Origin of the sequence: Promicromonospora sukumoe (genome assembly GCF_014137995.1) — a bacterium.
Classification (GTDB): Bacteria; Actinomycetota; Actinomycetes; order Actinomycetales; family Cellulomonadaceae; genus Promicromonospora; species Promicromonospora sukumoe.
Genome location: NZ_JACGWV010000001.1, coordinates 697847 through 724525, shown reverse-complemented (window position 1 = coordinate 724525; position 26679 = coordinate 697847). Strand labels below are relative to the sequence as shown.

At 73.7% G+C, this 26679-nt stretch carries 16 protein-coding genes; 2 read left to right on the top strand and 14 right to left on the bottom strand.

Annotated features, from left to right (window positions below; all coding sequences use genetic code 11):
* Positions 1–47: 47 nt before the first annotated feature.
* On the bottom strand, positions 48–848 hold the full coding sequence (locus FHX71_RS03240; protein WP_182614396.1) for an SDR family NAD(P)-dependent oxidoreductase: 801 nt from the start codon (positions 846–848) through the stop codon (positions 48–50).
* A gap of 756 nt (positions 849–1604) precedes the next feature.
* A complete protein-coding gene (locus FHX71_RS03235) occupies positions 1605–4514 on the bottom strand; it encodes a helix-turn-helix transcriptional regulator (RefSeq protein ID WP_182614395.1) in 2910 nt (969 codons plus the stop codon).
* Positions 4515–4661: 147 nt separating this feature from the next.
* Between FHX71_RS03235 and FHX71_RS03230 the strand changes: the two genes are divergently transcribed.
* Positions 4662–8543, top strand: coding sequence for a S8 family serine peptidase (locus FHX71_RS03230; RefSeq protein WP_182614394.1), 3882 nt, complete (start codon positions 4662–4664; stop codon positions 8541–8543).
* Positions 8544–8661: 118 nt separating this feature from the next.
* Here FHX71_RS03230 and FHX71_RS03225 read toward each other — a convergent pair whose 3' ends face one another.
* The 7 genes from FHX71_RS03225 to FHX71_RS03195 all read right to left on the bottom strand — a co-directional run bounded on the left by FHX71_RS03225 (position 8662) and on the right by FHX71_RS03195 (position 22025).
* A complete protein-coding gene (locus FHX71_RS03225) occupies positions 8662–12159 on the bottom strand; it encodes a S8 family serine peptidase (protein WP_182614393.1) in 3498 nt (1165 codons plus the stop codon).
* Between the two features lie 381 nt (positions 12160–12540).
* A complete protein-coding gene (locus tag FHX71_RS03220; RefSeq protein WP_220489447.1) occupies positions 12541–14775 on the bottom strand; it encodes a YhgE/Pip family protein in 2235 nt (744 codons plus the stop codon).
* Between the two features lie 5 nt (positions 14776–14780).
* On the bottom strand, positions 14781–17504 hold the full coding sequence (locus FHX71_RS03215) for an MMPL family transporter (protein ID WP_182614392.1): 2724 nt from the start codon (positions 17502–17504) through the stop codon (positions 14781–14783).
* A 135-nt stretch (positions 17505–17639) separates the two neighbouring features.
* The gene (locus tag FHX71_RS03210) at positions 17640–18458 is read right to left on the bottom strand and encodes a carbohydrate ABC transporter permease (RefSeq protein ID WP_182614391.1); all 819 of its coding nucleotides are present in this window, start codon (positions 18456–18458) and stop codon (positions 17640–17642) included.
* Entirely contained in the window at positions 18455–19345 is an 891-nt protein-coding gene (locus FHX71_RS03205; RefSeq protein WP_312876906.1) for a carbohydrate ABC transporter permease, read from the bottom strand. The genes FHX71_RS03210 and FHX71_RS03205 overlap by 4 nt, the downstream gene beginning before the upstream one ends.
* Before the next feature lie 52 nt (positions 19346–19397).
* Positions 19398–20699 carry an ABC transporter substrate-binding protein gene (locus FHX71_RS03200; RefSeq protein ID WP_182614389.1) on the bottom strand — a complete coding sequence of 434 codons (1302 nt, stop codon included), beginning with the start codon at positions 20697–20699 and terminating at the stop codon, positions 19398–19400.
* A gap of 96 nt (positions 20700–20795) precedes the next feature.
* On the bottom strand, positions 20796–22025 hold the full coding sequence (locus FHX71_RS03195; RefSeq protein ID WP_182614388.1) for an aminotransferase class V-fold PLP-dependent enzyme: 1230 nt from the start codon (positions 22023–22025) through the stop codon (positions 20796–20798).
* 147 nt (positions 22026–22172) lie between these two features.
* Between FHX71_RS03195 and FHX71_RS03190 the strand changes: the two genes are divergently transcribed.
* Positions 22173–22862, top strand: a complete 690-nt coding sequence (locus FHX71_RS03190; protein ID WP_182614387.1) for a FadR/GntR family transcriptional regulator — start codon at positions 22173–22175, stop codon at positions 22860–22862.
* 38 nt (positions 22863–22900) lie between these two features.
* Here the strand turns inward: FHX71_RS03190 and FHX71_RS03185 are convergent, their stop codons facing one another.
* The 5 genes from FHX71_RS03185 to FHX71_RS03165 form a co-directional block, all read right to left on the bottom strand.
* The gene (locus FHX71_RS03185) at positions 22901–23950 is read right to left on the bottom strand and encodes a zinc-binding dehydrogenase (protein WP_182614386.1); all 1050 of its coding nucleotides are present in this window, start codon (positions 23948–23950) and stop codon (positions 22901–22903) included.
* 85 nt (positions 23951–24035) lie between these two features.
* Positions 24036–24935 carry an aldo/keto reductase gene (locus FHX71_RS03180; RefSeq protein ID WP_182614385.1) on the bottom strand — a complete coding sequence of 300 codons (900 nt, stop codon included), beginning with the start codon at positions 24933–24935 and terminating at the stop codon, positions 24036–24038.
* A gap of 85 nt (positions 24936–25020) precedes the next feature.
* Positions 25021–25389 carry a hypothetical protein gene (locus FHX71_RS03175; RefSeq protein ID WP_182614384.1) on the bottom strand — a complete coding sequence of 123 codons (369 nt, stop codon included), beginning with the start codon at positions 25387–25389 and terminating at the stop codon, positions 25021–25023.
* The gene (locus FHX71_RS03170; RefSeq protein ID WP_246402179.1) at positions 25386–26036 is read right to left on the bottom strand and encodes an Asp23/Gls24 family envelope stress response protein; all 651 of its coding nucleotides are present in this window, start codon (positions 26034–26036) and stop codon (positions 25386–25388) included. The genes FHX71_RS03175 and FHX71_RS03170 overlap by 4 nt, the downstream gene beginning before the upstream one ends.
* On the bottom strand, positions 26033–26611 hold the full coding sequence (locus FHX71_RS03165; protein ID WP_182618437.1) for an RNA polymerase sigma factor: 579 nt from the start codon (positions 26609–26611) through the stop codon (positions 26033–26035). Before FHX71_RS03165 ends, FHX71_RS03170 begins: the two co-directional genes overlap by 4 nt.
* Positions 26612–26679: the final 68 nt, after the last annotated feature.

Sequence of the window (26679 nt, the reverse complement as noted above, 5' to 3'; positions counted from 1 at the left end):
TCGACAAGCTCGACCAGCGGAGGGCGGGTGTCACTCCTGGGCCGGCGTCAGAAGGCGCCCTTGATGAGGCCGCCGTCCACGCGGATCGTGGCCCCGCTGACGTACTCCGCGAGGTCGCTGCACAGGTAGGCGACGGCCGCCGCGATCTCGTCGGGCTTGCCGAAGCGCCCGCGGTCGTTGGGGATGAGCGCCTCGACGGCGTTCGGGAGGATCTCCTCCCAGGTGCTCCCCCACCCGCGCGCCGGCCCGATGCCGGTCACGAGCTCCTGCGTAGCGTCGACGAGGATCGCGCCCGGGGACACGACGTTCGACGTGACGCCGCTGCCGGCCAGGTCACGCGCGAGCGAGACGGCCAGGTTGTGCCGCGCCGCGAGGGTCGCGTTGTACTGCGGGTGCGTGCTCATCGGCTGCAGCGCGAGGCCGCCGCCGATCGTGATGACGCGGCCCCAGCCACGCTCGCGCATCGCCGGGACCAGGCGCTGGATCATCCGCACGCCGGAGACGACGTTCACGTTGTACGTGTCCGCCCACTCCTGGGGCGACGCGTCCGTCCAGGACAGGTGCCGGTAGAAGCCGGCGTTGTTGACCAGTACGTCGACCGGGCCGTCGGCCGTCGCCGCGCGGGCGACCTCCGCAGCTCCCTCGTCCGTGGACAGGTCGCCGAGCACCGCCGTCGCGTCGCCGCCCGCCGCGCGGACCGCCTCCACGACGGACTCGACGCGGCCCCGGTCGCGGCCGTGGATCACCACGGCGGCGCCCTCGGCGGCCAGGAACCGGGCGGTCGCCTCGCCGAGCCCGGCGCTCGACCCCGTGACCAGCGCCCGCTTGCCGCTCAGGTTCAGATCCATCGTTCTCCTCCGATCGGGCGGGCTCCTCGACGTGGTGCCGATGTCGTCGCCCTCCCACATCTGTAAGTCTACGACTGTAGACTTACGGCAAAAGGGGTGCGCCGCGTGATCTGAACCACAGCGGCAGAACCGGCCTCCGGCGGAACCGGCCACAGCCGAGCCGGCCGAAGCGGAGCCAGCCGCGCGGTCCATGCACTTGCTGCCAGAACAGGACCCCCTATCCCGCTGGTCGAGCTTGTCGAGACCCGGTGCAGGTCTCGACAAGCTCGACCAGCGGCGCCCTGGCAGCAACTGCACGGCCCCGGGGCCCCGAGGCGCGCTTCGACTCAGCCGGGTGTGCGCGAGACGGACCATGCACTTGCTGCCAGGACAAGGCTCGTTCTGGCAGCAGGTGCATGGTCTGCGCGCAGGGCCGGGCGTCGGCCCGTCCGCGGTCGGTTCGACGTCAACCCGGCCCGGCCCACCCGGCCGCGGCAGAGACTGCCGCGCGGACCATGCATCTGCTGCCAGAGCGGGGCCCGTCCTGGCAGAAACTGCATGGGTCGGCGGGCGGAAGCACGGCGGCTCCGCCTCAGCCCGGTGCGCCCGAGACGAACCATGCAGTTGCTGCCAGGACACGGCGCGTTCTGGCAGCAGGTGCATTGTCTGCGCGCGCGGCCTCGCGGCGGGTCAAGGCCGGCCAGACGGATCCACCCACCGCCTGACTCACCGTTCGGACGTCGCCGACTCAGCGAGATAGTCGGCGGGTGCCCGCGCTCAGCCCGCTGCGGCCGCGCGGTCCTCGCCTGCGTCGGCGAGCAGGTGGACGGCCAGGTCGGCGCGGGAGCTGCAGCCGAGCTTGCGCAGCGCATTGCGGACGTGGCTCTCGACGGTGCGGGGCGAGAGGAACAGGTCGGCGGCGATCTGCCGGTTGGTCCGGCCCTGGGCGGCCAGCAGCGCGACCTCACGCTCGCGGCCGGACAGGCCCAGCCCGTTGGAGCGACGTCCGCCGCGCCACGGGTACGGGACGGGCAGACCATGCCGGCGCAGGGTGCGGGTGACGCGGGCGACGTCGTTGGTCGCGGCCCGCCCGCCGTAGCCGCGCAGCGCCTCGACCAGGAGTGTCGCGCCCTCTGCATCGCCGTCCTCGGCCAACCACCCGCCCAGCCGCTCGACGACGCGCGACTCCTCGTGGCGCAGCCCGGCGTCGGCGACGACGGCGCGCGCCTCCCGGAGCAGGCCGACGGCGGCCACCCCGTCGCCGTCGGCGTGCGCCACGACCGCGCGGCACGAGAGCAGCGCGGCGTGCGCCAGGGGCGCGTCGACGACGCCGAGCCCCGCGGCCAGCTCCTCGACGTGCGCCCGGGCCTCCGCCGTCCGGCCCTGGGCGACGAGGGCGTCGACCAGGCAGAGCATCGGCTCGGCCGCCCACACCCAGTTGCCCTTCTGGCGCGCGGCCGCGACGGCGAGGTCGGCCTGGCGTGCGCTGCCCTCGACGTCGTCAAGCGTCAGCAGCAGGCGGGCCAGCGCGCTGCGGCCGGCGAGCAGCGGCCAGACCGCGCCGACGCGGGCGGCGTCCTCGACGAGCGCCGTGAAGTGCGCGACCGCCTCCTGGGTGCCGCCCGAGGCCGCGAGCATGATGCCGTGCAGCAGGTGGTCGTCCAGGGAGGCGGCGTCGTAGCCGGGGCGGCGGACGACGAGCTCGTGGGCCCGTCCGGCCAGGTCGGACCACCGTCCGGCGGAGCAGTCGACGGCGGCCGCGACCAGCTCGATCACGTCGGTGACCCGGAGGTACTCGGCGGCGGCCACGACGCGGCGGCCCTCGGCCAGCAGCCGCTCGGCACGCCGCACGTGCCCGACGTGCAGCGCCGCCTGGGCCCAGTTCACGCAGGCGCGGGCGTGCTCGCGGGGGTACGCGGACAGGGCGTCGTCGGCGAGCAGCCGCTCCACGAGGGCCCAGCCGTCGGGCGAGCCCTGCTCGATCAGGAGGCTGGCGTCGGCGATGCGCACCGCGAGGCCGACGTCGGTGGCGCCGCTGCGCCGGGCGGCGTCGCGCGCCTGCTCGCCGCGGGCGGCGTGCACGGCCATGGGGCGGTCGGCCACGGTCTCCGGCGCGGCGAGGATCGCCAGCGCACGCGCGAGCAGGGCGGGGTTCTCGGCGAGGTCGGGCAGGGCCTGCTCGATCTCGCGGTAGCCGGCGTCGGCCAGGCCCTGCTGCCGGATGAGCCGGCCCAGCGCGAAGCGGAGCTCGCCGCGCACGTCGCCGGGCAGCGCCTCGGTCGCGAGGAGCTGTTGGAGCAAGGGCACGGCCTCGATGTGAGCCAGGCCGTCGACGGCGGCCCGGCCCAGCTTGACCGCGAGCCGCAGGCGCTGCTCGGTGGGCAGGTCGGTGGCCATGGCCTGCACCAGGAGCCGGGCGGCGTGCGCGTCGTCGCCGTGCGTGACGGCGAGGTCGGCGGCGTCCTCGGCGTACCCGACGAACCGGGTCACGTCGCCCGCGCGCTGGTAGTGGTGCGCCAGGCGCGCCACGGGGCGTGGCCCCTCCCGCTCCTCGATGGCGCGGGCGACGGTGCGGTGCAGCAGCCGGCGGGTCGGCGTGGGCAGCGCGTCGTAGACGATCTGCTCGGCCAGGACGTGCCGGAACCGCACCTGCCCGTCCTGCTCGTGCAGCAGGCCTGCGGTGATCGCGTCGACCAGGGCGGCGACGACGTCGGCGGGCGGCAGGCCGGTGACCTCGGCGATCAGGTCGACGTCGACGGGGTGGTCCAGCACGGAGGCGACGCCCAGCACCTCGCGGGTGCCCTCGGCGACGCCGTCCAGCCGCCCGAGCACGACGTCGCGCAGCGCCGTCGGGACGGCCAGGTCGGTGAGCACGTCGTCGTGGTGGGCGCCGTCGTCGGGCAGCGGGGTCTCGTGGAGGGTGCCGAGCACCTCCTCGGCCACGAACGGGATGCCGCCGGTGCGCTCGTGGAGCGAGGCGGCGAACGCGGCGGAGACCGGCGTCCCGAGGATGCGTCCGGCCAGCTCGCCGACGCCGGCCGGGTCGAGCGGGCGCAGGCTGAGCGCGAGCGGCGGTCCGGACGCCGCCCGGGCGAACGACTCGCGGACCGGGAGCGGCGCGCCGCCGCTGCGCAGGGTCAGCACGATGCACAGGCCCGGCGGCTGGTGCGCGGCGAGGAAGGTGAGGAAGTCGAAGGTGCTGCTCTCGGCCCAGTGCACGTCCTCCAGGACCAGGACGGCGGGGCCCATCCGGTCGAGCAGCTCGGTCGCCGCGCGGAACACGCGGTGCCGGGCGGCGCCCTGGTCGGCCAGCTCCGGGGGCGGCGGCGGGAGCCGGTCGCCGAGCTCCGGGACCAGCGGGGCGAGCGCGCCGACGATCGGGTTGTAGTCGCCGGGCGGGACCAGGTCGGCGTGGTGGGAGAGGACGTCGAGCACGGGCGCGAGCGGCAGCGGCTCCTGGAGGTGCTCGCAGTGGCCGATCAGCACGGGTGTGCCCGCGAGCGCCGGGTCGGCGGCGAGCTCCCGGACCAGCCGGCTCTTGCCGACGCCGGCCTCGCCGTCGATGACGACCAGCGAGGGGGTCTTGAGGACGGTGCGGACCAGGGCCTCGAGCTCGGCGGTGCGGCCCACCAGGACGGGTGAAACTCGGGGCCGGGCCGGCGCGGAAGCGGTCTGGTCGAGGCTCAACGGCCGCTCCCTCCGTGTGGTACCCGGGGGCCGGGATGCCCGTCGTGAGGCAAAAGTCAGTGTATGGCACTGATGTTTCTGGCAATCGACGCGTTTAGGTTCACTGATCAGCCGCGGACGCACCGTGGCTGATCCAGAGGAGGGCACATGGACCGACGGTCCGACGAACGCCGGCTGTCTCGCGGGCATGTGCGCCGTGCGGCTGCGGTGACGCTCGCGCTCGCGCTCACGGCGACGGTGACGACGACGACTTCCGCGGCCGGGGCTCAGCCCGGGGCCACGGCGAAGAAGAACTACATCGTGCAGATGGCGCTGGAGCCGGTCGCGACCTACACGGGTGGGGTGGCCGGCCTGGCCGCCACCAAGCCGGAGGACGGCGCCAAGGTGGACCCGACGGCGCCCGAGGTGGTCGAGTACGCGAAGCACCTGCGGGGCCGGCACCGCGCCGCCCTGTCGAGCGTCGGCGCGAAGGACCCGATCTACCAGTACGTGTACTCGTTCGACGGGTTCGCGACGTCGCTGACGGCGGCCCAGGCGGCCGAGCTGCGTACCGATCCGGGTGTCGTGGCGGTCACCGAGGACGTCCTGGTGCACACGACGACGGCGGACACGGCCGAGGCCACCGCCGACGAGAAGAGCCCGGCGTCCGCCGAGGGCAAGGAAGGCGACGGCGAGGAGGGCATTACCGTCTGGGGCGAGCCGAAGGCCGCCGCCGACGAGGCGGGGGCGCGGGCGCAGCTCAAGAGCCCGGCGGGCCTGACCAAGCACGCCGCCACGGGCGAGGACGTCGTGATCGGCGTCATCGACTCGGGCATCTGGCCGGACAGCGCCAGCTTCTCCGACCGCGACAAGCGCGGCCGCCCCGCCTACCAGCGCCTGCGCGGCTGGGGCGGCGACTGCGACGACGCGTCGACGGTCGGCGACGACTCGTGGGACGACGAGTGCAACAACAAGCTGGTCTCCGCCGCGCACTTCAACGACGGGTGGGGCGGCGACGCCGGCATCGCCGAGGAGATGCCGTGGGAGTTCCAGTCGGCGCGTGACTACAACGGGCACGGCACCCACACGGCGTCGACCGCGGGCGGCAACAAGGACGTCGCCGTCACGGGGCCGCTGAACAAGTTCAGCTCGTCGGTGAGCGGCATCGCGCCGCGCGCCCGGATCGCCGCCTACAAGGCGCTGTGGTCCGCGGAAGACGGTTCGACGGCGAGCGGATACCCCTCCGACATCGTCGCGGCCGTGGACCAGGCGGTCGCGGACGGCGTGGACGTCATCAACTTCTCGGTCTCGGGCACCCTGACCGACTTCCTGGACCCGACGGAGCTCGCGTTCCTCGCGGCGGCGCAGGCGGGCGTGTTCGTGTCGGCGTCGGCGGGCAACAGCGGCCCGGCGTCGGGCACGGTGGCGCATCCCAGCCCCTGGATCACCACGGTGGCCGCGGCCACGCACTCCACCTCGGCGCGGTCCACGGCGACGCTCGGCGACGGCACCAAGGTCTCCGGCACGTCGCTCGCCTCGAAGGTCGTGGGCCCGGCGTCGTTCGTCTACGGGCGCGACGTCGTCGCGGCCGGGGCCACGGTCACGAACGCCGGCATGTGCTTCACGACGGCGGACAACAACGGCAAGCCCGCGCTCGACCCGGCGAAGGTGGCCGGCAAGATCGTGCTCTGCGACCGCGGCGAGAACGCCCGCGTGAACAAGGGCGCGGCGGTCGCCGAGGCCGGTGGCGTCGGCATGGTGCTGGTGAACACGGTCGAGGGCGACACGCTCAACACCGACGTCCAGGCCGTCCCCTCGGTGCACGTGGCCGCGACGGACCGTGACGCGCTGATCGCGTACTCGCGGACCTCGGGCGCCACGGCCACCATCGCGGCGGCCTCGGTCGACACCTCGACGCCCGCCCCGTACACGGCGGCGTTCTCCTCGCGGGGCCCGTCGCTCGCGGGCAACGGCGACATCCTCAAGCCCGACGTCACCGCACCCGGCCAGGACATCCTCGCCGCCGTGGCGCCCCCGGGTCAGCAGGGCCTGGACTTCAACCTGATGAGCGGCACCAGCATGTCCGCGCCGTACGTGGCGGGCCTGGCGGCGGCACTCGTCGAGAAGAACCCGCGGTGGTCGCCGATGGCGGTCAAGTCGGCCCTCATGACCACGGGCTCGGACGTGCTCGACGCCGACCCCGAGGCCCCGGCCACCCTGTTCCAGCAGGGCGGCGGGCACGTGGCCGCGGACGACTCCACCGACCCCGGCCTCGTCTACGACAGCAACGTGGAGGACTGGTTCGCCTTCCTGTGCGGCGCCACGGACGGCGTGCAGCAGGACACCTGCGACGCCCTGGAGAAGGACGGCCACAGCCTGGCGCCGTCCGACCTGAACACCCCGTCCATCGCGATCGGACGGGCCGCCGACGGCCAGAGCGTCACCCGCACGGTGACCAACGTGGGCAAGAAGCGGGCCACGTACACGGCCGACGTGTCGGGCCTGGACGGGCTCGGCGTGCGGGTCAGCCCGCGCAAGCTCACGCTGTCGCCCGGGAAGTCGGCGAAGTTCACCGTCACGTTCACGCGGGGCGAGGCCGCGCTGAACGTCCGGCTCGCCGGGCACCTGACCTGGTCCGACGGCCGGGGCGGGCACAGCGTCCGCTCGCCCATCGTGCTGCGCATGGGCGCCGAGGCCTGGACCGCCCGCTACAACGGCGGCGAGAACGGCCTGGGCGCCAACGACGACAACGGCAACGAGACGCTCGTCTCGCCCGACGGCAAGGTCGTCTACACCGCGGGTCAGACCTCCCCCGCGAGCTGGGGCGGGTTCCAGAACTCCCCCGTGACCGCCGCCTACGACGCCGCCACGGGCCGGCGCCTGTGGTCGGACGTGTACGGCGGGCCCACCGGCGTGGGCGGTGACCAGGCCGGGTTCGGCCTCAGCCCGGACGGCAGCACGCTGTTCGTGCTGGCCGCGGGCGGCGGCTACGGCAACGAGTCCGACTACGTCACCATCGCCTACGACGCCGCCACCGGCGAGCGCCTGTGGGTCTCGGTGTACGACGCCGCCGGCCTGTCCGACTACGGCGAGGCCCTGGCCGTGAGCCCCGACGGCTCCGCCGTCTACGTCACGGGCATGTCGCTCCTGGACGGCGAGGGCAGCGCCGACTACGGCACGATCGCGTACGACGCCGCCACGGGCGAGGAGCTGTGGCGCACCCTGTACGACGGCCCGGTCTCCGGGACGGACGCCGCGCGGGCGATCGCCGCGTCGCCGGACGGTTCGGCCGTCGTCGTCACCGGGCAGAGCCGCGGCGAGGGCAAGAGCCTCGTCGACTGGGGCACCGTGGCGTTCGACGCCACGACCGGCGAGCAGCTCTGGGACGCCACGTACGACGGCCCGGACGACAAGGGCGGCTCGGGCGGCGCCGTGGCGATCACCCCAGACGGCACCGTCGTGGTGACGGGCGACAACAACAGCGCCCAGAACGCCACCGACTGGGTCACCATCGGCTACTCGCTGGAGACCGGCGAGGCGCTGTGGACCGAGCGGCTCGACGGCGGTACCGGCGACACGGACGTGCCCCGCGCGGTCGTGGTCAGCCCGGACGGCGAGTCCGTCGTCGTCACGGGCAACTCGTGGGGCGAGGGCACCGGCAGCGACTACCTGACGGCCGTCTACGACGTCGCGACCGGCGAGAAGCAGTGGTCGGCGCGCTACGACGGCTCGGGGCACGGGCTCGACGTCGCGTACACCGCGGCGTTCTCCCCCAGCGGTGACCACGTGGTCGTGACGGGGCAGAGCAAGGAGGCGGAGACCGAGGAGGACTTCGCGACCGTCGCCTACGCCGTCGCCACGGGCGAGCAGGTCTGGTCGGCGCTGTACGACGCCGGCGGGTCCGGCGACGTCGCCAACGGCGTGGCCGTCACGACGGGACCGGGCTCGGGGAGCCGCGTGGTGGTCACGGGCCAGAGCAACGTCCGGCTCGACGAGATGACCAGCGACGCCGACATGGCGACGGTGTCCTACCTGGTGCCGTGGCGCTGAGGTAGCGGCATCCCGCTGGTCGGGCTCACCGTCCGCTGGTCGAGCTCACCCGCTGGTCGAGCTTGTCGAGACCTCACCAGGTCTCGACAAGCTCGACCAGCGGTTTGTGCTGTGCCGGTCAGCCCAGCGTGTAGGCCCGGATCACCGTCTTCTTGACCGAGCCGCCGGCCGCGTCCCGGGCCTCGACCCGGAGCGAGACGTGGTCGGCGCCGCGCGGCGCACGCACCGCCGCGTCGTACACGCCGTCACCGGCCCGGGTCGCCTTCGCCCGGTGCCAGGTGCCGCCGTCGTCCGCGGACCACCACAGGCGCACGTCCTCGACGGCCGACGTGTCGTACGCGTCGTCCTGGTGGACCGCGGTGACCCGCACCCGGGTGTTCCGCGGCGCCGAGCCCGACGGGTCGAGCCCGCGCACGTCCCACGACGTGTCGAGCAGCGGCGGGTGCGCGTTGGCGGCGGCGTCGGACCGGGCGTGGAACCGCCACTCGCCGGTGACGCTCGTGGCGAGCCGGTAGGCCGGGTCGTCGGGCGTGCTCTCCAGCAGCATCCGGTAGTCCGCCCCACCCTCGGGGACGGTGGGGAACGAGTACGGTTCCGGCTCGTCGTCGACCAGCTCGCCGTCCTGCCACACGCGCAGGCGCAGTGCGACGTCGGAACCCCACAGCACGCCGCCGTCGTCGTCGGCCCGGTCGGTCGGGGCCAGCGAGAGGCGGTCGTCCCAGTGCTCCACGGGCGTGATGCTGGAGACCGCGGGCGCCAGCACACCTGCCGCGAGTCCCTGCCGGGCGCGGCCGGGCTCGCTCCAGACGTGCCTCTCGGCCTCGGCGAGCACCACGCCCACGCCGTCCTCCTGGATCTCGGACCCGAGGTACCACTCGCCCGGCAGCGCCGTCAGGTACTCGGTGCGCCGGGTACCCACGGGGACCGCCTCCACGGCACCACCGGCGACGATGGTGCCCGGCTCCCAGTACATGCGCTCGGCCAGGTGGGTGTCGCCGACCGAGGCGCCATAGGTGGTGTCGACGGCGACGGTGGTGCGACGGTCGCCGCGCAGCGCCGGTACCTCCACGCCCTCGCTGTGGTGCGCGAGGTCGTAGCGGTAGGCGGCGGCCTCGTCCCCCGCGGTCGGCGCCAGGAGCGTCGCCTGGACGATGGTGTCGTAGTCGCCGTGGGTCGCCGCCGGCACCGGGGTCAGCGCCAGGTCGGTCTCCGGCCCGTACTTCACGTTGACGCTCGCGTAGACGAGCTCCGCGGAGTCCTCGGTCTCCACCGACAGGCCGAGGCTGGCCAGGTCGGCCGGGCGCTGCGTGGAGGTGGTGGCCTCCCGCGCCGTGGTCCCGTCCAGGAGCACCTCGGCGTCGGCTGTGGCGTCGACCTCGCCGCCACCCAGGAACAGGGCGTCGGTCACGGCGCCGTCGTCGTCGAACGTCTCGATGAACGCCACCGTGCTGTAGACGCCCGGGACGACGCGCGCCGTGGCGACGCCGTCCTCGAAGAAGAGGTCGGTGCCGAACAGCTCGCCGTCCTCGGCGTCCAGCTTGATCGCGGCGCCCCACGTGTCCGCGGTGACGGGCTCGCCCTCGCGGTCGACGGCGCGCACGGTCAGGTCCACGTACTCGCGCTCCTTGGCCCAGCCGACGGGCGTGCGCACGTCCGTGCCGTCCGCGGACGTCGCCACGACGTTCCCGCCGACGGCGCCGATCGCGCCCGGCCCGTCGTGGGCGGTCACGTCGACCTCCGCGGTCCCACCTGCGGGCACGACGACGGAGCTTGCCGACAGCGTCAGCGCGCCGGGCACCGCGGTGCCCTCCGCGTCGGCGACCTCCGCCGCCAGGGTGAGCGTGACGTCGTCCGCCCCGGCGTTGGCGTAGGTCAGGGTGCCGGACGCCGTCTCCCCGTCGTGCGGCCAGGTGAACGTGCCCAGCGAGAGGGACGCGGGGCTCGCGGTCACGTCCTGCGCGACGGCGCCGGGGATCGTGATGCGCCCCGCGCCCTCGGACCAGACGTCCGCGCCCGTGGGCTCGGCCGAGCCCATCAGGGCGGCCTTGAGCGCCTGTCCGTCCAGGTCGGGCCAAGCCTGCTTGAGCACCGCCGCGGCGCCCGCGACGTGCGGGGTGGCCATGGAGGTGCCGCTCAGCGCGGTGTACAGGTCGTCGACCGGTTCGCCCGCGCCCGTACCCGCCGCCAGCGCGGCGATGATCCCGTCGCCCGGCGCCACGACGTCCGGCTTGAGCAGCCCGGGCTCGAAGCCGCCGCGGCTGGAGTACGAGGTGACCGTGTCGGCGTCGTCCACGGCGCCCACCGTCAGCGCCGACGCCGCGATGCCCGGCGAGCCCACGGTGCCGTACCCGAAGTCGCCGTCGTTCCCCGCGGCCACGACGAAGAGCGTCCCGTACTGCGCGGACAGCTCGTCCACCGCCATGGCGTCCGGCGAGGGGACGTCGAAGAACAGGCTGCCCAGGGACAGGTTGACGACGTCGGCGCCCTCGGCAGCCGCCCACTCCATGCCCTCGATGACGCCGGACATCTCGCCGAAGCCGTCGTCGTCCAGCACCTTGCCGACCAGCAGGTCGGCGTCGGGTGCCACGCCCTGGTTGACGCCGTCGGACGCCTCGCCCGAGCCGGCCACGATCGAGGCGACGTGCGTGCCGTGCCCGGCGCCGTCGGTCACCCCGCCCGTGCCGGTGAAGTCCCGCTCGCCGGCGACGACGTCGTCGAGGTCGGGGTGCGTCGCGTCGATGCCGGAGTCGAGCACGGCGACCGTGACGCCGTCGCCCGTGTAGCCGGCGTCCCATGCCACGGGCGCGCCGATCTGCGGCATCGAGTCGGCGTCCGACGCCCGGACCGGCTGGTCCAGCCAGACGTACCCGACGGCGTCGGTCCCTGCGGGGCGCTTGGCACGCTTTTCTTGGGCCTTGCCTGGCGTCTTGCCCGGGGCCTCGACCGGGGCGAGGGCGTCGAGCAGCTTCGCTGCCCGGCCCTTCGGCAGCACGTCCGCTACCGCTCCCAGGGACTCCAGGTCGCGGTCGGGCGTGATGCCCGACGCCGCCCAGTCCTGCTCGGCCGGTGCCGCCGAACGGGCGCCGGTGTCCTTGGCTGCGGTGTCCGGGGAGCCGGCGCCGTCCTCGGCCGCGCCGTCGGCCACCGCGCCGTTCGACACCGCGGGGGCCGCCGCGGCGGACTGCACGATCACCGGCAGCGAGTCGCGCGAGGCGTCGTCGTACCCGGCCTCGACCAGACCCGTCACGTCGAACAGCGCGCGGTCCAGGCGGCCGGGCACGAGCCGCGCCACGTCGCGCGGGATCACGTAGAGGTGGTCCCCCTCGCGCCGCTGGAAGAACGCCATGTGCTCCCGGCCCTCGCCGGGCCGCACGGTCGCCGTCGTCGGGTCCGGCGTGCCGTCGGCCGTGGTCCCCACGGTGACGACGTCGCCCGTCAGCAAGGTGACGGTCGCGGTACTTCCCTGGCCGGCGGCCGCGGGCCGGGCCTTGAGGTCCTGCTGCGCCGGTGAGTCCTGCTGTGCCGGTGTGTCCTGAGGTACGGCCGCGGTCGCCCACGTCCCCCCGCCCAGCGCGATCGCCAGAGCGACCGCCGCTGCACTTGCTCTCTTGCGCATCGGGTTCTCCCGTCCGAGTGGAGCACGCCGCCTCTGCGGCGCCACGCATCTCAGACGCACCGAACCCGCTGCCAGGTTGTATGACCTGCGAAAATACTCAGAACGGACTTACCCGACGGACGAACCCGGGGCCGCCTCCAGCGCTCTCCTTTGAGACCTAAGTTTCTTCGCTTTGGGGCGCCCCAAAGCGAAGAAACTTAGGTCTCAAAGGAGAGGTGCCAGCTCGGCTCACGCCCCACCGACGGCGTCCGCACCCACCCGCCGACGGCGTCCCCACCCACTGACCGACGGGGCCCGCCCGATTCGCGGCCGTGCCCTGCGCGGCCGACGGCGTCCGGCACCGTTACGCCCTGCCCCCAACGCCCTCGGCCCCGGTACCCGCTACCCCGCAGACGCAGCCGGCACCGGCCGCGTCTCCGGGGCGTCCAGCCGCAGCCGCCTCGGCGACACGTATCGCCGCCGGTCGGTCACCAGGATCGTCGCCAGCAGCCCGACGACGAGCCACGCCACCAGCGCCGCGATCCCCGCACCGAGGCTCGCGCCGCCGGCCGACACGGCGCGCAGCGCGATGATCGCGCCGTGCGTCGGCAGCAGGTCGCCGATCGCGTACAGCGGCCCCGGCAGCGTCGAGACCACCCCGGTCGCCACCGTCAGCACCGCGATCGCGAGCGACGCCAGCCGCCCACCCGGCCCGAAGATCGCCGCCAGCGCCTGGTTCAGCGCCACGAACGCGGCCGCCGCCAGCAGGGCCACCCCCAGGAACCCCGCCGCCGCCGACAGGTGCAGCCCCAGCACCGGGATCGCGACCGCCGAGATGACCACCGCCGCGGTCGCCGCCGCGACCGCGCCCGGCACCGCCGCGCGCAGCGTCAGCTTCCACGTCGGCTCGCGCGACGTCAGGATGCCGGCGGGCAGCGGACGCGTCGCCAGGTACGTGACCAGCGCGAGCGCCCACAGGGCCAGCGCGGAGAACAGCGCGACCGAGAGCACGCCGAATGGCTCGGAGGTGGTGGTCGACGTCGTCGGGTCGGCGGCCACCTCCGAGAGGTGGTCCTGCTCGTCGTCGGTGTAGGTCGGCACCTGCTCGACGGCGTCGGACAGCCCGGAGGCGAGCTGCTGCGTGCCGTCGTCGACCTGGTGGGCGCCGTCGGCGACCTGGTCGGCGCCGGGCACGAGCTCGTCTGCGCCGGCCGCCAGCCCGCCTGCCCCCGTGGCGACCTGCTGCGCCGCCGCGCTCGTCTGCGCCACCCCGGCGTTCAGGTCGGCCGCGCCCGAGGCGAGCTGCCCGGCCGCGGCGTCGACCTGCCGGGCGCCCGACGCGACGCCCTGCGCGCCCGTGTTCAGGTCGTCGGCCGAGCTCGCCGCCGAGGAGATGCCGGCGGCCAGCTCGCCCGTCCGGTCGGCCAGGTTCGCGGCGCCCCGGGCGACCTGCCGCGAGCCCGTGCGCAGCGACCGCACCGCGTCGCGCGCGGAGGTGACGTCGGCCCGCACCCGGGCCTTGCCCGCGTCCAGCCGCTCGACGGCGGAGTCCGCCCGGTCGGCGGCTCGCTCCAGCGCCCGGCAGAAGGCCCGGTCGGCCACCACACTGGTGCCGCACCGCTCGGCCAGCCCGCGCACCTGGGCGGCCACGTTCTGCACGTCCGGCAGCCGGTCCAGCCGACCGATCGCGCGGTTCGTCGCGGGAACCACCCGGTCGGCCAGCCGCTCGTTGCCGTCGGCGACCCGGCCGGCGCCGGCGGCCAGCTCCTGGGCCGCGGCGGGGAGCCGGGCCGTGCGCGCCGCGGCGGTGTCCAGGGCCGACGACAGCGCGGCCGTGCCCTGCGCCACCTGCCCGGCCCCCGTCGCGAGCGAGCCGGTCGCACCGCTCAGCGCGGACGCCCCCGAGGCGAGCCCCGCGGACCCGGACGCGAGCTGGCCGGTCCCGGCGGCGAGCGCCCCCGCTCCCCCGGACAGCGCGTTCGCGCCCTGCGCCACCTGGTCGACGCCGCCGGAGAGCTCGTCGGCGCCGTCGCTGAGCTGGGCGGCGCCGTCGGCGAGCTGCGCCGCGCTGTCCGAGGCGTCGCCGAGCTGCTGGTGCAGGGACGTGAAGCTGGCGTAGATGTTGCCGAGGTAGGACTCGACGACGGTCTGGTTCAGGGCGTCCTGGGTGTCGGCGGCGACGCCGTCGGACAGGTACGGGTCGGCCACACCGGCGGCGTTGCTCGTCGTCACGTCGAGGTTGGCGCGGACGGCGTCCATCGGGTCCGCGGCGGTCGCGGCCGACATGCCCTGGGCGGAGAAGTCCTGCGGGATGGTGACGACGGCGGCGTACGTGCCGGAGTCGAGCCCGGAGCGGGCGTCGGAGGCGTCGGTGAGCACCCAGGTGTACGCGGAGCCCTCGTCGTGGGTCAGGTTCCCGGCGAGCGTGCGGCCCAGCGGCACCTGCTGGCCGTTGACGTCGACGGGCTCGTCGTTGTTCACGACGGCGGCCTGGGCGGTGCCGTGGTCGCTGCCCGGGGACCAGAACGCCCAGGTGAGCAGGCCCATGACGAGCAGCGGCACGGCGACGAGCGCGGTCCAGGTGCGCCAGGTCAGGGGCTTGGTCGTCAGGGCGCGGGCGGAGGCGGCGAACGACATGGTGATCACAGGACCTCTGCGGGTCGGCGGGTCATGGCGTGGAGCTGGGTGGCGGTCGGCGGGAGCAGGTCGGCCACCCGGCCGGGGTCCTGGCAGGTCAGGACGAACGTCGCGGGCGCGCCGCCGGCGGTGACGCGGAAGCCGATCTGGTCGCGCAGCCGGGCGCGGGCCTCGGAGCGGAGCACCAGGTCGGCGTCGTCGACGAGGATCAGCTCGATGTCGCGGGTCAGGGCCTCGGTGACCCGGCCGGCGGGGTCCCGGTCGTCGCGCCCGCTGACGACGGCGACCCGGGGCCGCAGCGCGTGCACGTGCTGCGGCAGGACGTGCCCCAGCACCTTCAGGTCGCCGCGGTGCCGGGTCACGCGCCCGGCGATCGAGAGCAGCAGGGCCGACTTGCCGACGGCGCCCGACCCGTGCAGCACCAGCACCTCGCCCCGGGGTACGTGCAGCTCGACGTCGCGGTAGACGGGTCGGCCGCGGTCGTCGTCCAGGCTGAGCGCGTGGGCGCTGATCGCCTCGTCGCCGCCCGGGGCGGGCCAGTCGGACAGGCGCAGCTCGTGCAGCAGCGCGTCGCCCTCGGCGTCGAACACGGGCAGGCGGCGGTCCAGCGCCGGCGGCAGTCCCCAGGCGCGGTCGCCCAGCAGCGCGAGCACGGCGGGCACGAACGTCATCCGGACGATGAACGCGTCGATGAACACGCCCACGGCCAGGGCGAACGCGATCGGCTTGATGGTGGAGCTGCCGTCCGGCACGAACGCGGCGAAGACGCCGAACATGATCAGGGCGGCCGCGACGACCACGCGGGACGCGGACACGAAGCCCTCCTCGATCGCCTCGTGCGCGCCGCCGTGGTGGGCGTAGTGCTCCCGGATGCGCGAGACGAGGAAGACCTCGTAGTCCATCGCGAGGCCGAACAGCACGCCCATCAGGATGATCGGCAGGAAGCTGACGACGCTGCCCACGTGGGCGACGTCGAGCAGGGCCGCGCCGTGCCCCTCCTGAAAGACGAGCGAGGTGAGGCCGAAGGCCGCCCCGATGGAGAGCAGGTAGCCGACGGTCGCCTTGATCGGCACCCACACCGACCGGAAGACCATGGCGAGCAGCACCAGGGACAGCCCGGCGACGAGGATGCCGAACGGCAGCAGGGCGGCGCCCAGGCGTGCCGAGACGTCGATGCCGACGGCGGTCAGGCCCGTGACCGCCGTCTGGGTGTCGTACGTGTCGAGCCAGTGCGGCTCCTGGGCCCGGATGCGTTCGACCAGCGCGTCGGTGCGGGCGTCGTCGGGCGCGGTGGTGGGAACCACCTGGATGATGCCGGTGTCGCCCTTCTCGTTGGGCGTGGCCAGCGGCACCGCGGCGACGCCGGGGATGTCGCGGATCTCGTCCGCGAGGTCGTCGACCAGCCCGGAGGGGTCGGTGGACTGGATGACGTCGGCCGTCACGAGCAGCGGGCCGTTGTAGCCGACGCCGAAGTGGTCGGCCACCACGTCGTACGTCTCGCGCACGTCGGTCCCGGCGGGCTGGCTCCCGTTGTCGGGCAGCGCGAGGCGCAGGTTCGCGGCGGGCACGGCGAGCGCCCCCAGCCCCAGGACGACGACGGCGATGGTGATCAGGGGCCTGCGCGTGACGAACCGGACCCACGGCCGGGCGACCCGGGGCGTGTGGAGGCGGCGCTCCTTCCGCCGTTTGTGCGGTTTGCGGACGCTCCGCGGCACCATCCGGTTCCCCGCGAACGCCAGCAGCGCGGGCACGAGCGTCACGGCGACGCACACCGCGATGCCGACGCCGAGCGCCGCCGAGACGCCCATCGTCGTCAGGAACGGGATGCGCGCGACGGCGAGGCCGAGCAGCGCGATGAGCACCGTGAGCCCGGCGAACAGCACCGCGGACCCGGCGGTCGCGGTGGCGCGCGCGATGGACTCCGCGACGGGCAGTCCCTCGGCGAGCTGGTCGCGGTGCCGGGACAGCAGGAACAGCGCGTAGTCGATGCCGACGGCCAGGCCGATCATCACGGCGAGCATGGGGGCGGTCGAGGACACCGGGACGAAGAGGGTGCCGAGATAGACCAGCGCCACGGACACGCCGACGCCCAGCACGGCAGTAAACAGCGGCATCACGGCGGCGACGAGCGACCGGAACATGAGCAGCAGCACGACGAGCGCGATGACCAGGCCGATCATCTCGGTGGCACTGAGCCCCGGGATGCGGTTCGCGAACGCGTCGCCGCCCGTGTAGACGCGGGCGCCGTCCCCGACGGCGGCGGCGAGGTCGTCGGCGATGCCGCTCAGGTCGGTCAGCGTGCTGTCCTGGACCTGGGTGGAGTCCACGGTGAGCTGCACCCCGATGTTCGCGGCCCGGCCGTCGGACGAGACGGCGTCGTTGACGTCCGGGTCGAACGGGTCGGACGCGCGCTCGACCTGCGGCACGTCCCCGATGCGGTCGACGGCGTCGGACACGGCCCCGTGGATGGGCCCCGTGTCCACCTGCTGCCCCTCCGGGACGAGCAGGACGAGCTGGGCGGAGGTGCCGCTGACCTGGGGGAAGACATGGTCCAGGTGGTCCATGGCGTCCTGCGACTCCGAACCGGGCACCGTGAAGGTGTCGTCGGTGCCCTTGTTCAGGGCGCCGCTCGCGCCGCCGCACGCGAGCAGGATCAGGAGCCACGCGACGACGACCAGCCCCCGGTGGCGGGCCACCGCGTGCCCGAGCCGATACAGGAAAGACGACATCACGCACCTCCTGCGTACCGAGACAGCGCAGTTCCATGCTGACAGCGGGCAGCGCTGCCGACATGTCGAACGCGGGCGAACCCGGCCGCGACGGTCGCGGCCGGGTTCGCCCCTCGGGTCTTGCTGGAGGGGCACCTACTCCTTGACGGACCCCGCCGTCAGCCCCTCGACGATCCAGCGGCTCGCCAGGGCGAACAGCACCATGGTCGGCAGCACCGTGAGCACGGCGGCGGCCGACATCGGGCCCCAGGCGATGTTGAACGTCGAGATGAAGCCGTTCAGCGCGGCCGGGATCGTCTTGTTGGCGTCGGAGTTCATCAGCACGACGGACAGGAACAGCTCGTTCCAGCAGTTCACGAAGTTGAAGATGAACGCGGCGGCGATCCCGGGCGCCATGACCGGCACGAGCACCCGGAACAGGGCGCCGAGCCGGGAGCACCCGTCGATCATCGCGGCCTCCTCCAGCGCGTCCGGCATGTTCTCGAAGAACCCGCGCAGCATCACGGTGGAGAACGGGATGCACATGGCGACGTAGACCAGGCCGAGGCCGTGCTTGGTGTCCACCAGGCCCAGGTCGGCGAGCATCGCGTACAGCGGCCCGAGCGCGATGAACGCCGGGATCATCTGCGTGAGCAGGAACGCCCCGAGCACCGCGCCCTTGCCGCGGAACTCGAACCGGGCCAGCACGTAGGCGCTGAGCAGCGCGATGAGCGTGGCCGTGGCCCCCGCGACCAGCGCGACCACCAGCGAGTTGCCGATGAACGTGCCGAACGCGGACGTGGCGAACAGCTCGGTGTAGTTGCCGAACGAGAACTCCGACGGCCAGTACTCCAGCGGCCACCGGTTGATCGAGCCGGGCGACTTGAACGAGGTGACGACCACCCAGTACAGCGGGAACAGGGTGATGACCAGCCACAGGGAGAGCCCGGTGACGCGGGCGACACGAGCCGTCATCGCTGGTTCACCCGCCTCATCGCCATCAGGTAGAAGGCGCAGAACACGAACAGGACGACCATGACGGCCAGCCCGATCGCGCTCGCCAGGCCGTAGCTGCCCTGCTGCGTGTACTCGATCATCCAGGTGGTGATGATGTGCGTGCGGCCCGCGGGCCCGCCGTTGGTCATCGCGTAGATGATCTCGGGCGAGTTGAACGTCCAGATCGACCGCAGGAGCACGGTCAGTGCCAGCGTCGTCCAGATGTACGGGATCACGATCGAGAAGAGCCGGCGCACCGTGCCCGCCCCGTCGATGGCCGCGGCCTCCAGCACCTCGTCGGGCACGGACTGGAGGGCCGCGAGGATCATGATCGCGAAGAACGTCACGCCGTACCAGACGTTGGCGACGATCACGGCGACCATGGCGAGCTTCGGGTCGGCGAGCCACGGCAGGGGCGCGTCGATGGCGCCCGCCTTCATCAGCAGGTCGTTCACCACGCCGAACTCGGCGTTGAACATCCAGCGGAACAGCATGCCGACCAGGAAGCCGGACACCGCCCACGGGTAGAAGATCAGCGCCTGGTAGACCCCGCGGAAGCGGAACCGGCGCCACAGGGCCAGCGCCACCAGGAACCCGATGACGAGCTGGGGCACGATCGAGCCGACCACCCACACGAGCGTGTTGCCCGCGACGATCGGGAAGACCGGGTCGGCGAGGATCATGGCGAAGTTGCCCAGGCCCACCCAGGGCGTCGAGGTGAGGTCCCAGAGGTTCCAGTCGCGGAACGCCATCTGGGCGCCCTGGAGCATCGGCCAGTAGGTGAACCAGCTGACGAAGACGATGGCGGGCGCGAAGAACCCGAGGATCGTCAGCGCCTGCCGGCGCCCGAAGGTCCTGCGGCGCACGGGCCCACGCGGTGGGTGGGCCCGTGGCGGCCGGACGGCGGTGGCTGTCACGTCACTGCTCCGAGGCGTACTTCTCGGTCCAGAACGTGTCCCACTCCTCGAGCAGCTCGCTCGTCGTCATGCTGCCGAGCAGCACCGCCTGGAGGTCCCGGTCGGCCTTCTGCTCCCACTCGGTCCACCAGCTCACGCCGCGCGGCTGCACCACGTTGACGTAGGTCTCCGGGTCCTCGGTCATCTCGACGTAGCTCGACCAGGGGCCCTCGGAGTAGAACGGGTCCTCGCCCGCGCCGTCGATGATCGGCACCAGGCTGTTCTCCTGCGCGAACCGGGTCGCCGGCTCCGCGCCCGAGAGGAACTCGACGAGGTCGGCCGCCTCCTCCTGGTGCTCGCTCGCCTCGGCCACGCCCCAGCCCGCGGTCGCGAGCGGCTGCGCCGCCTTGCCCGTGGGGCCCGTCAGCAGCGGGGCCGTGGACCACTGCTCCGCCGTGATGGTCGTCGACTCCGACACCGTGGCGATGACCTCGGGGTCCTGCAGCAGGAACGCCGTCGAGCCGTTGGTGAAGCCCTCCACCATCTCGGGGTAGCCCCACGAGACGGCCGACGGCGGCGCCGCCTCCTCGAACAGCGAGAAGTACGTGTCGACGGCGTCCTGCGCCTCGGGCGCCGAGAAGATCGTCGAGCCGTCCGTGAGCAGGTAGGCGTTCTCCACGTCGAGGTCGTCGATCGTGTACGCCTCGACGGCGGCCACCACGTTGCTGAACCCGTTCTGGCCGCCGCGGAACGCGTAGCCGTAGGTGTTCTGACCCGGGTCCTGGATCGCGGAGGCCTGCTCCAGCAGGTCCTCCCACGACGCCGGCGGCCCGTCGAAGCCCGCGGTCTCGACGAGGTCGGTGCGGTAGAACAGCGACAGCCCGTAGAAGCCGTACGGCACGTAGTAGCGGGCGCCGTCCTCCGCGGTGACGGCCTGCGCGTTGTCGGTCAGGTCGTCCCAGCCGGCCCACGTCGTGGCGTCGTCGGACAGGTCGAGGAGCCAGCCGTTGTTGCTGAAGGCGCCGACGGTGCTGTCGCGCACCTCCAGGACGTCGACGCCGCGGCCCGACTGCAGCATCTGCTGGAGCTTCTGGTCGGCCTGGTCGGTGGGCGGGGACACCAGGTCGACGGTGACGCCGGTGTTCTCCGCCTCGAACTCGTCCAGCAGCTCGCGGATCAGGGCCGTGCGGGCCGGGTTGGTCAGGCTCTCGACCATCTGCAGGCGGACGGTCCCGTCCGCGGCGGACCCGCCGCCGGAACAGGCGGTGAGGGCGAGCAGGCTCATCGTGGCCAGGCTCGCGGTGACAGCTCGGGTGCGGTTCATGTGCGCACCTCTCCTTACTTGTCGGTCAGGCTCGTGGGTCAGGCTTGTCTGTCGGGTTCTGTCAGGTGCGGTCGGACGCGCGCCGGTGGGCGCGCGTCAGCCGCGGCGGCGCTCCTCGGCGAACGCCAGGATCTGGGGCACGGCGCGCTCGACGAACGCGTCGAAGTCACGCTGCTCCGTGTACAGGTGCACGGACAGGCGCAGGTAGCCGACGCCGCCGATGCTCGTGAAGGCCGACTCCACGCCGGCCAGGTCCAGCAGGCGCAGGCGCAGCTCGTCGGCGTCGCGGCGGTCCCGGCCCAGCCCGTCGGGCAGCCGGAGCAGGCGCATCGACACCACGGGCATGCCGACGTCGGTCGCCACGGGCTCGTCCACGTGCGGCTGCAGGGCCGCGCCGATGAACGCGGCGCCGTGGTCGGCGAGCGCCGTCATCGTCTCGCGCGCCCGCGCCCAGCCGTGCTCGCGCTCGACGAACTCGATGGCGCGGCCGGCGGCGAGGTAGCTGGTCGCGTCGAGGGTGCCCTGGGAGTCGAACCGCCCGGGGTAGGGCTCCTCGGCGCCCCAGGAGTCAATGAGGGGCCACAGCTCGTCGCGGTCGGCGGCCTGCGTGACGAGCAGCGCCGACCCGCGCGGCGCGCAGGGCCACTTGTGCAGGTTGCCGAACCACCAGTCGCCGCCCGCGGCGGCCGCGGCGTCGGGCACGAGGCCGGGGGCGTGCGCGCCGTCGACCAGCACGCGCGCGCCGCGCTCGTGCGCCAGCTCGGTGATCCGGGCGGTGGGCAGCAGGCGGGCGGTGGGCGAGGTGATCTGGTCGACGACGACGAGGCGCACCGTGTCGGTCAGCGCCGCCCGGAAGCGGTCGACGACGTCGTCGGCGCTCGCCGCGAGCGGGATCGCGACCGGGCGGACCGTGGCGCCGAAGCGGCGCGCGAGCCGCTGCGCGCCCATGGTGATGGCGCCGTAGCCGTGGTCGGTCACGAGGATCTCGTCGCCGGGTGCGAGCCGGAGGGCGTTGAACACGACCGTGGCGGCGGCCGAGGCGTTGGGCACGAACGCCGTGTCCTCGGGCCGGGCGCCGACGAACGGGGCGACGTCCTGGCGGGCCGCGGCGACGAGCTCCGCGACGCGCGGGAACCAGCCGACAGGGCTCAGGTCGGCCTGCCGGCGCAACGCCTCCTGGTGGCGCAGCACCTCGTTCGGCACCGCGCCGAACGAGCCGTGGTTGAGGTGCACCACCTCGTCGTCCAGCGGCCACGCGTCGCGCGCCGGTCCCCCGGACGCGAGCCGTACCGGCACCGGCGCCGGCACTGTGCGTACCTGGTCCATCGCCACCTCCCTCGGTAGTTGTCGGACAACCATGGCAGGCTGGACCGCACAACACCAGAGATTCCCGGCAGATGACACAGATTTGTAGGACAGGTTTTACGGGCGCGAAATGTCCCCCTGCGGCCCGGAACCTGACATCCTGGAGGGATGCACGAGGTGAGCGCAGTCGAGACCGCCCTGCACGGCCTGCGGACCCTGATCGCCGACGGCTCGCTGCACCCGGGCGACCGGCTGCCCAGCGAGGGCGAGCTGAGCGAGCGGCTCGGCGTCTCGCGGGGGTCGGTCCGGGAGGCGATCCGCACCCTCTCGGCCCTGGGTGTCGTCGAGACGCGGCGGGGCGCGGGCACCTACGTGGGCGAGCTGCGCGCCGCCGACATGATCCAGACGCTCACGCTCACGGTCGGCCTGCTGCCGCTGGAGTCGATCCTGGAGCTGTTCGAGCTGCGCCGGGTGCTGGAGGCGCACGCCGTCGCGCTGTCGGCCGCGCGCTGCGACGACGCCACGCTGGCGGGGCTGGGCGACCTGCTGGACCGGCTGGAGGCGAGCGAGGACGTCGACGAGCAGTCGGCGCTCGACCACGAGTTCCACATGGGGATCGTGCGGCTGTGCGGCAACGAGTCGCTCGGGTCGATGGTCTCCGTGCTGCGGTCCCGCTCGCGCGCCTACCCGGTGCTGAACCCGGACACCAAGCGGGTCTCCGACGCCGGCCACCGGGCGATCCTGCGCGCGCTGACGGCGCGCGACCCGGTGGCGGCGTCGGTGGCGGCGGCCGCGCACGTGACGCAGAGCGAGGTGTGGCTCCGCGAGGTGCGGCCGGCGCCGGAGACGATCGGCTGATCTCTCAGGGGCGGAGCGGTCTCAGTGGTGCTGAGGCCTCAGGGGCGGAGCGCGACCTTGAGGGCCTCGCGCGCGTCCATGAGGCGGTACGCCTCGGCGGCGTCGTCCAGGGGCAGCGCGACGTCGAAGACCCGACCCGGGTCGATCTCGCCGTTCAGCACCTGGGTGATGGCCGCCTCCTGGTAGGCGCGGACGGGCGCGGGGCCGCCGGCCAGGCGCGCGTTCTTGCCGAACAGGGAGCCGAACCCGACGGGCGCGTCCTCGTACTGCGGCACGCCGACGCGCGAGATGACGCCACCGGGCCGGACCACGCCGTAGGACTGCTCGTAGGCGGGCATGTGGCCGACGGCCTCCAGGACCACGTGGGAGCCCTCGCCGCCGGTCAGGTCCATGACCCGGCCGATGCCCTCGGCGCCGCGCTCGGCGACGACGTCGGTGGCGCCGAACTCGCGGCCCAGGTCGGTGCGGACCGTGTGGCGGCCCATCAGGATGATGCGCTCGGCGCCGAGCTGCCGGGCGGCGAGCACGGCGGACAGCCCGACGGCGCCGTCGCCGATGACCGTGACGGTCTGGCCGGCGGAGACCTGCGCCATGTGCGCGGCGTGGTACCCGGTGAGGTACACGTCGGACAGGGTGAGCAGGGAGTTCAGCAGGCCCTCGTCGGCGGTCGCGGGGTCGACGTCGGGCACGACGACGAGGCTGCCGTCGGCCAGCGGGATGCGCGCGAGCTCGGCCTGGAGGCCGCCGTTCTCGGGCGACCCGTACCAGCCGCCGTGCACGCACGAGGTCTGGAAGCCGTCGCGGCAGAACGCGCAGGTGTTGTCGGAGAACGCGAAGGGCGCGATGACGAAGTCGCCCGCCTTCACGTTCGTGACGGCGCTGCCGGTCTCCTCGACCACGCCGATGAGCTCGTGGCCCATGGGGTTGCCCTGCCCCGACCCGGGCATGGAGTGGTAGGGGTGCAGGTCGGAGCCGCACACGCAGGCGCGCAGGGTGCGCACGATCGCGTCCGTGGGCTGCCGGAGGACGGGGTCGGGGACGGTCTCGACGCGCACGTCGCCGGCGCCGTACATGAAGGTTGCTCGCATGGGGGGGGTGGTGCCTTTCGGTCTTTCGGGAGGGTGGTGCTGGTCTGGTGCTCGCGAGAGGGGGCGCGGGCCGTGGAGGCGGGGCTCAGGCCTCGGGGATGTCCCGGCCGAACGTCTCCAGGGTCACGTCGGCGGGCTCGGGGCCGCCGCGCCGCCCGGTGTCCAGGGCGTCGATCGCTGCCAGCTCGGCGGCGGACAGCTCGAAGCCGGTGACGTCGAAGTTCTCCGCGATGCGGCTCGGCGTGACGGACTTGGGGATCGCGGAGCGGCCCTGCTGCAGGTGCCAGCGCAGCATGACCTGCGCGGGGGTGCGGCCGTGGGCCTCCGCGATCCCGACGATCGACGGGTCCTGGAGCGTGCTGGTGTGGCCGGAGTCGCGGTAGAAGGTGATGCCACCGATGGGCGACCACGCCTGGGTCACGATCCCGGCGGCGGCGTCGGCGGCCAGCACGTCCGGCTGGCGGAAGTACGGGTGCACCTCGACCTGGTTGACCGCCGGGACGACGCTCGCCGCCTCGGCCAGCCGGTCCAGGTGCTCGGGCATGAAGTTGCTGACGCCGATGGCGCGGACCTTGCCGTCGGCCAGCAGGGTCTCCAGCGCCCGGTACGCCTCGGTCGTGAGGTCGAACCGGCTCGGCAGCGCCTGGTGCAGGATCAGCAGGTCGATCGTCTCGACGCCGAGCTTGGCCGCGCTCTTGTCGAAGGCGTGCAGCGTGGCGTCGTACCCGTAGTCGCTGATCCAGACCTTGGTCTCCAGGAAGACGTCGGACCGGTCCAGGCCCGACCGACGCAGGGCCTCGCCGACCTCGCGCTCGTTGCTGTACGCGGCGGCCGTGTCGATGTGGCGGTAGCCCGCGCGCAGGGCCTCGGTGGTGGCCTCGACGGTCTCGTCGGGCGGTGTCTGGAAGACGCCGTAGCCGAGGGCCGGCATCTCGACGCCGTTGTTCAGCGTGAGGGTGGGGATGTTGTTGGTGCTCGCCGTCATGCCCTCCACGCTAAGGACGCGCGGCGGGACGTGGCAGGTTCTGCTGGTACCCCGCTGGCGGGGGTCCCGCTGCCGACGACGATCGTCAGGCCGGCGCCGGCTCCGTCACGTGCACGACGGCGACGGTGATGTGCGCGTCCCCCACGCCCTGCGCCGTGAGCAGGTCACGGACGGCCAGGTGCACGGCGCGCGTCGTCGCCGCGGCGCCGTACGCCAGGCCGACCTCGACGGCGATGTCCACGCGGGTCTCCCCCGCGCTCCGCCGGACCACGACCAACGGCGCGTCGTCGCGGCGGACGCCGAGCCCGCGAGCGCCCGCGCCGATCGCCCGGGCGACGGCGGTCCCCGCGGCGTAGAGGCCGGTCACCCCGGGCGTCGCCCGGACCGCTGCCTCGACCTGCTCCGCCATCACGTCCACGTTCTCGTCGATCAACGTTGCCTCTTCCTGGTTCATGACAGCGGCCTGACGTCGCTGACCGTGATGTCGATACCTGTCACGTCGAGCGCCGTGTGGGTCGCGAGCCGGTCGGCGATCTCCTCGCGCAGCCGTGCCGTCGCGACGTGGATCGGCTGACCGTAGAGCAGGCTCACGTCGACCAGGACCCGCACGGGCGAGGTGAGCACCGTGACGTCACCGTCGAACCGGCACCGCCCCACGAGCACGCCGGGCACCGCGTTCTCGGCGGCGCGCACCAGGCCGCGCACGGCACCCTCGGTGATCACCAGGTCGGCGTCGGGCGTGGGCCCGGCCAGCGGGATGCGGCGGCCGGAGCGGGCCTCCAGGGCGATGCCGCCCAGGATGCGGCGCACCCAGCCGTCGTCGGCCTGGGGTTCGGCGGCCGTGTCGGCCGCGATCAGGTCGGGCGTGAGGTCGTGCAGCCGGGCGAGGGCGTCGAGCGCGATCCGGCAGGCCGCGGAGCCCTCGATCGACGGGTCGGGCGGGGTGCGCCCGGCCTCCAGGTAGTCGGTGAGCTCCTCGATGGTGTGGCCGTCGAGGTCGTCGTCCAGACCTGGCGCCTCGTCCGGGCCCAGCTCCTCCGGGCGCAGCTCGTCGTCGGGGTTGTGCCAGCGCGCTGCGGGTGGGTCGATCTCGGGTGTCATCTCCACCCCTCCATCCGCACGATGATGTGCTTGCGCGCGCGAGCCAGCAGGCCCCTGACCGTCGTCACCGGAGTGTTCATCGCCTCGCCGATCTCGTCGTAGGAGAGTCCGCCCACCTCGCGCAGCACCCAGCACTCACGCTCTGCGTCTGCGAGCGTACCGAGGGCCGCGGCCAGGGCCTCGACCCCGGCCCGGCCCTCCACCACCCGCTGCGGCGACTCACGGGCGGGCGCCGGTGCCGCGATGTCGTCGACGCTCACCTGGGGGCGGTTCGCCCGGAGGCGGTCCAGCGCCTTGCGGCTGACGATCCGCATCAGCCAGCTCCGCACCTTGCCGGGGTCGTCCAGCTCGGGCAGCCGCTGCCAGGCGGTCACGAAGGCCTCCTGCACGACGTCGTCCACCTCCGCGCTCCCGTTGAGCATGCGGCGGGTCGTGGCCCGCATCATGGGCGTGTACCGGCGCACGACGACCGCGAAGGCCGCGACGTCGCCGTCGGCGGCACGGCCGGCGACGATGCGGTCGTCCGCATGGTCGAGCGGGGAGGTGGCACCGGTTCCCGCGGGGTCGCCGTTCAGTTCTCGCTCCCTCCGCGACCAGCCGGGTCGGTCACCGGCCGGGATCCCATCCTCACCTCGGCGGGTCG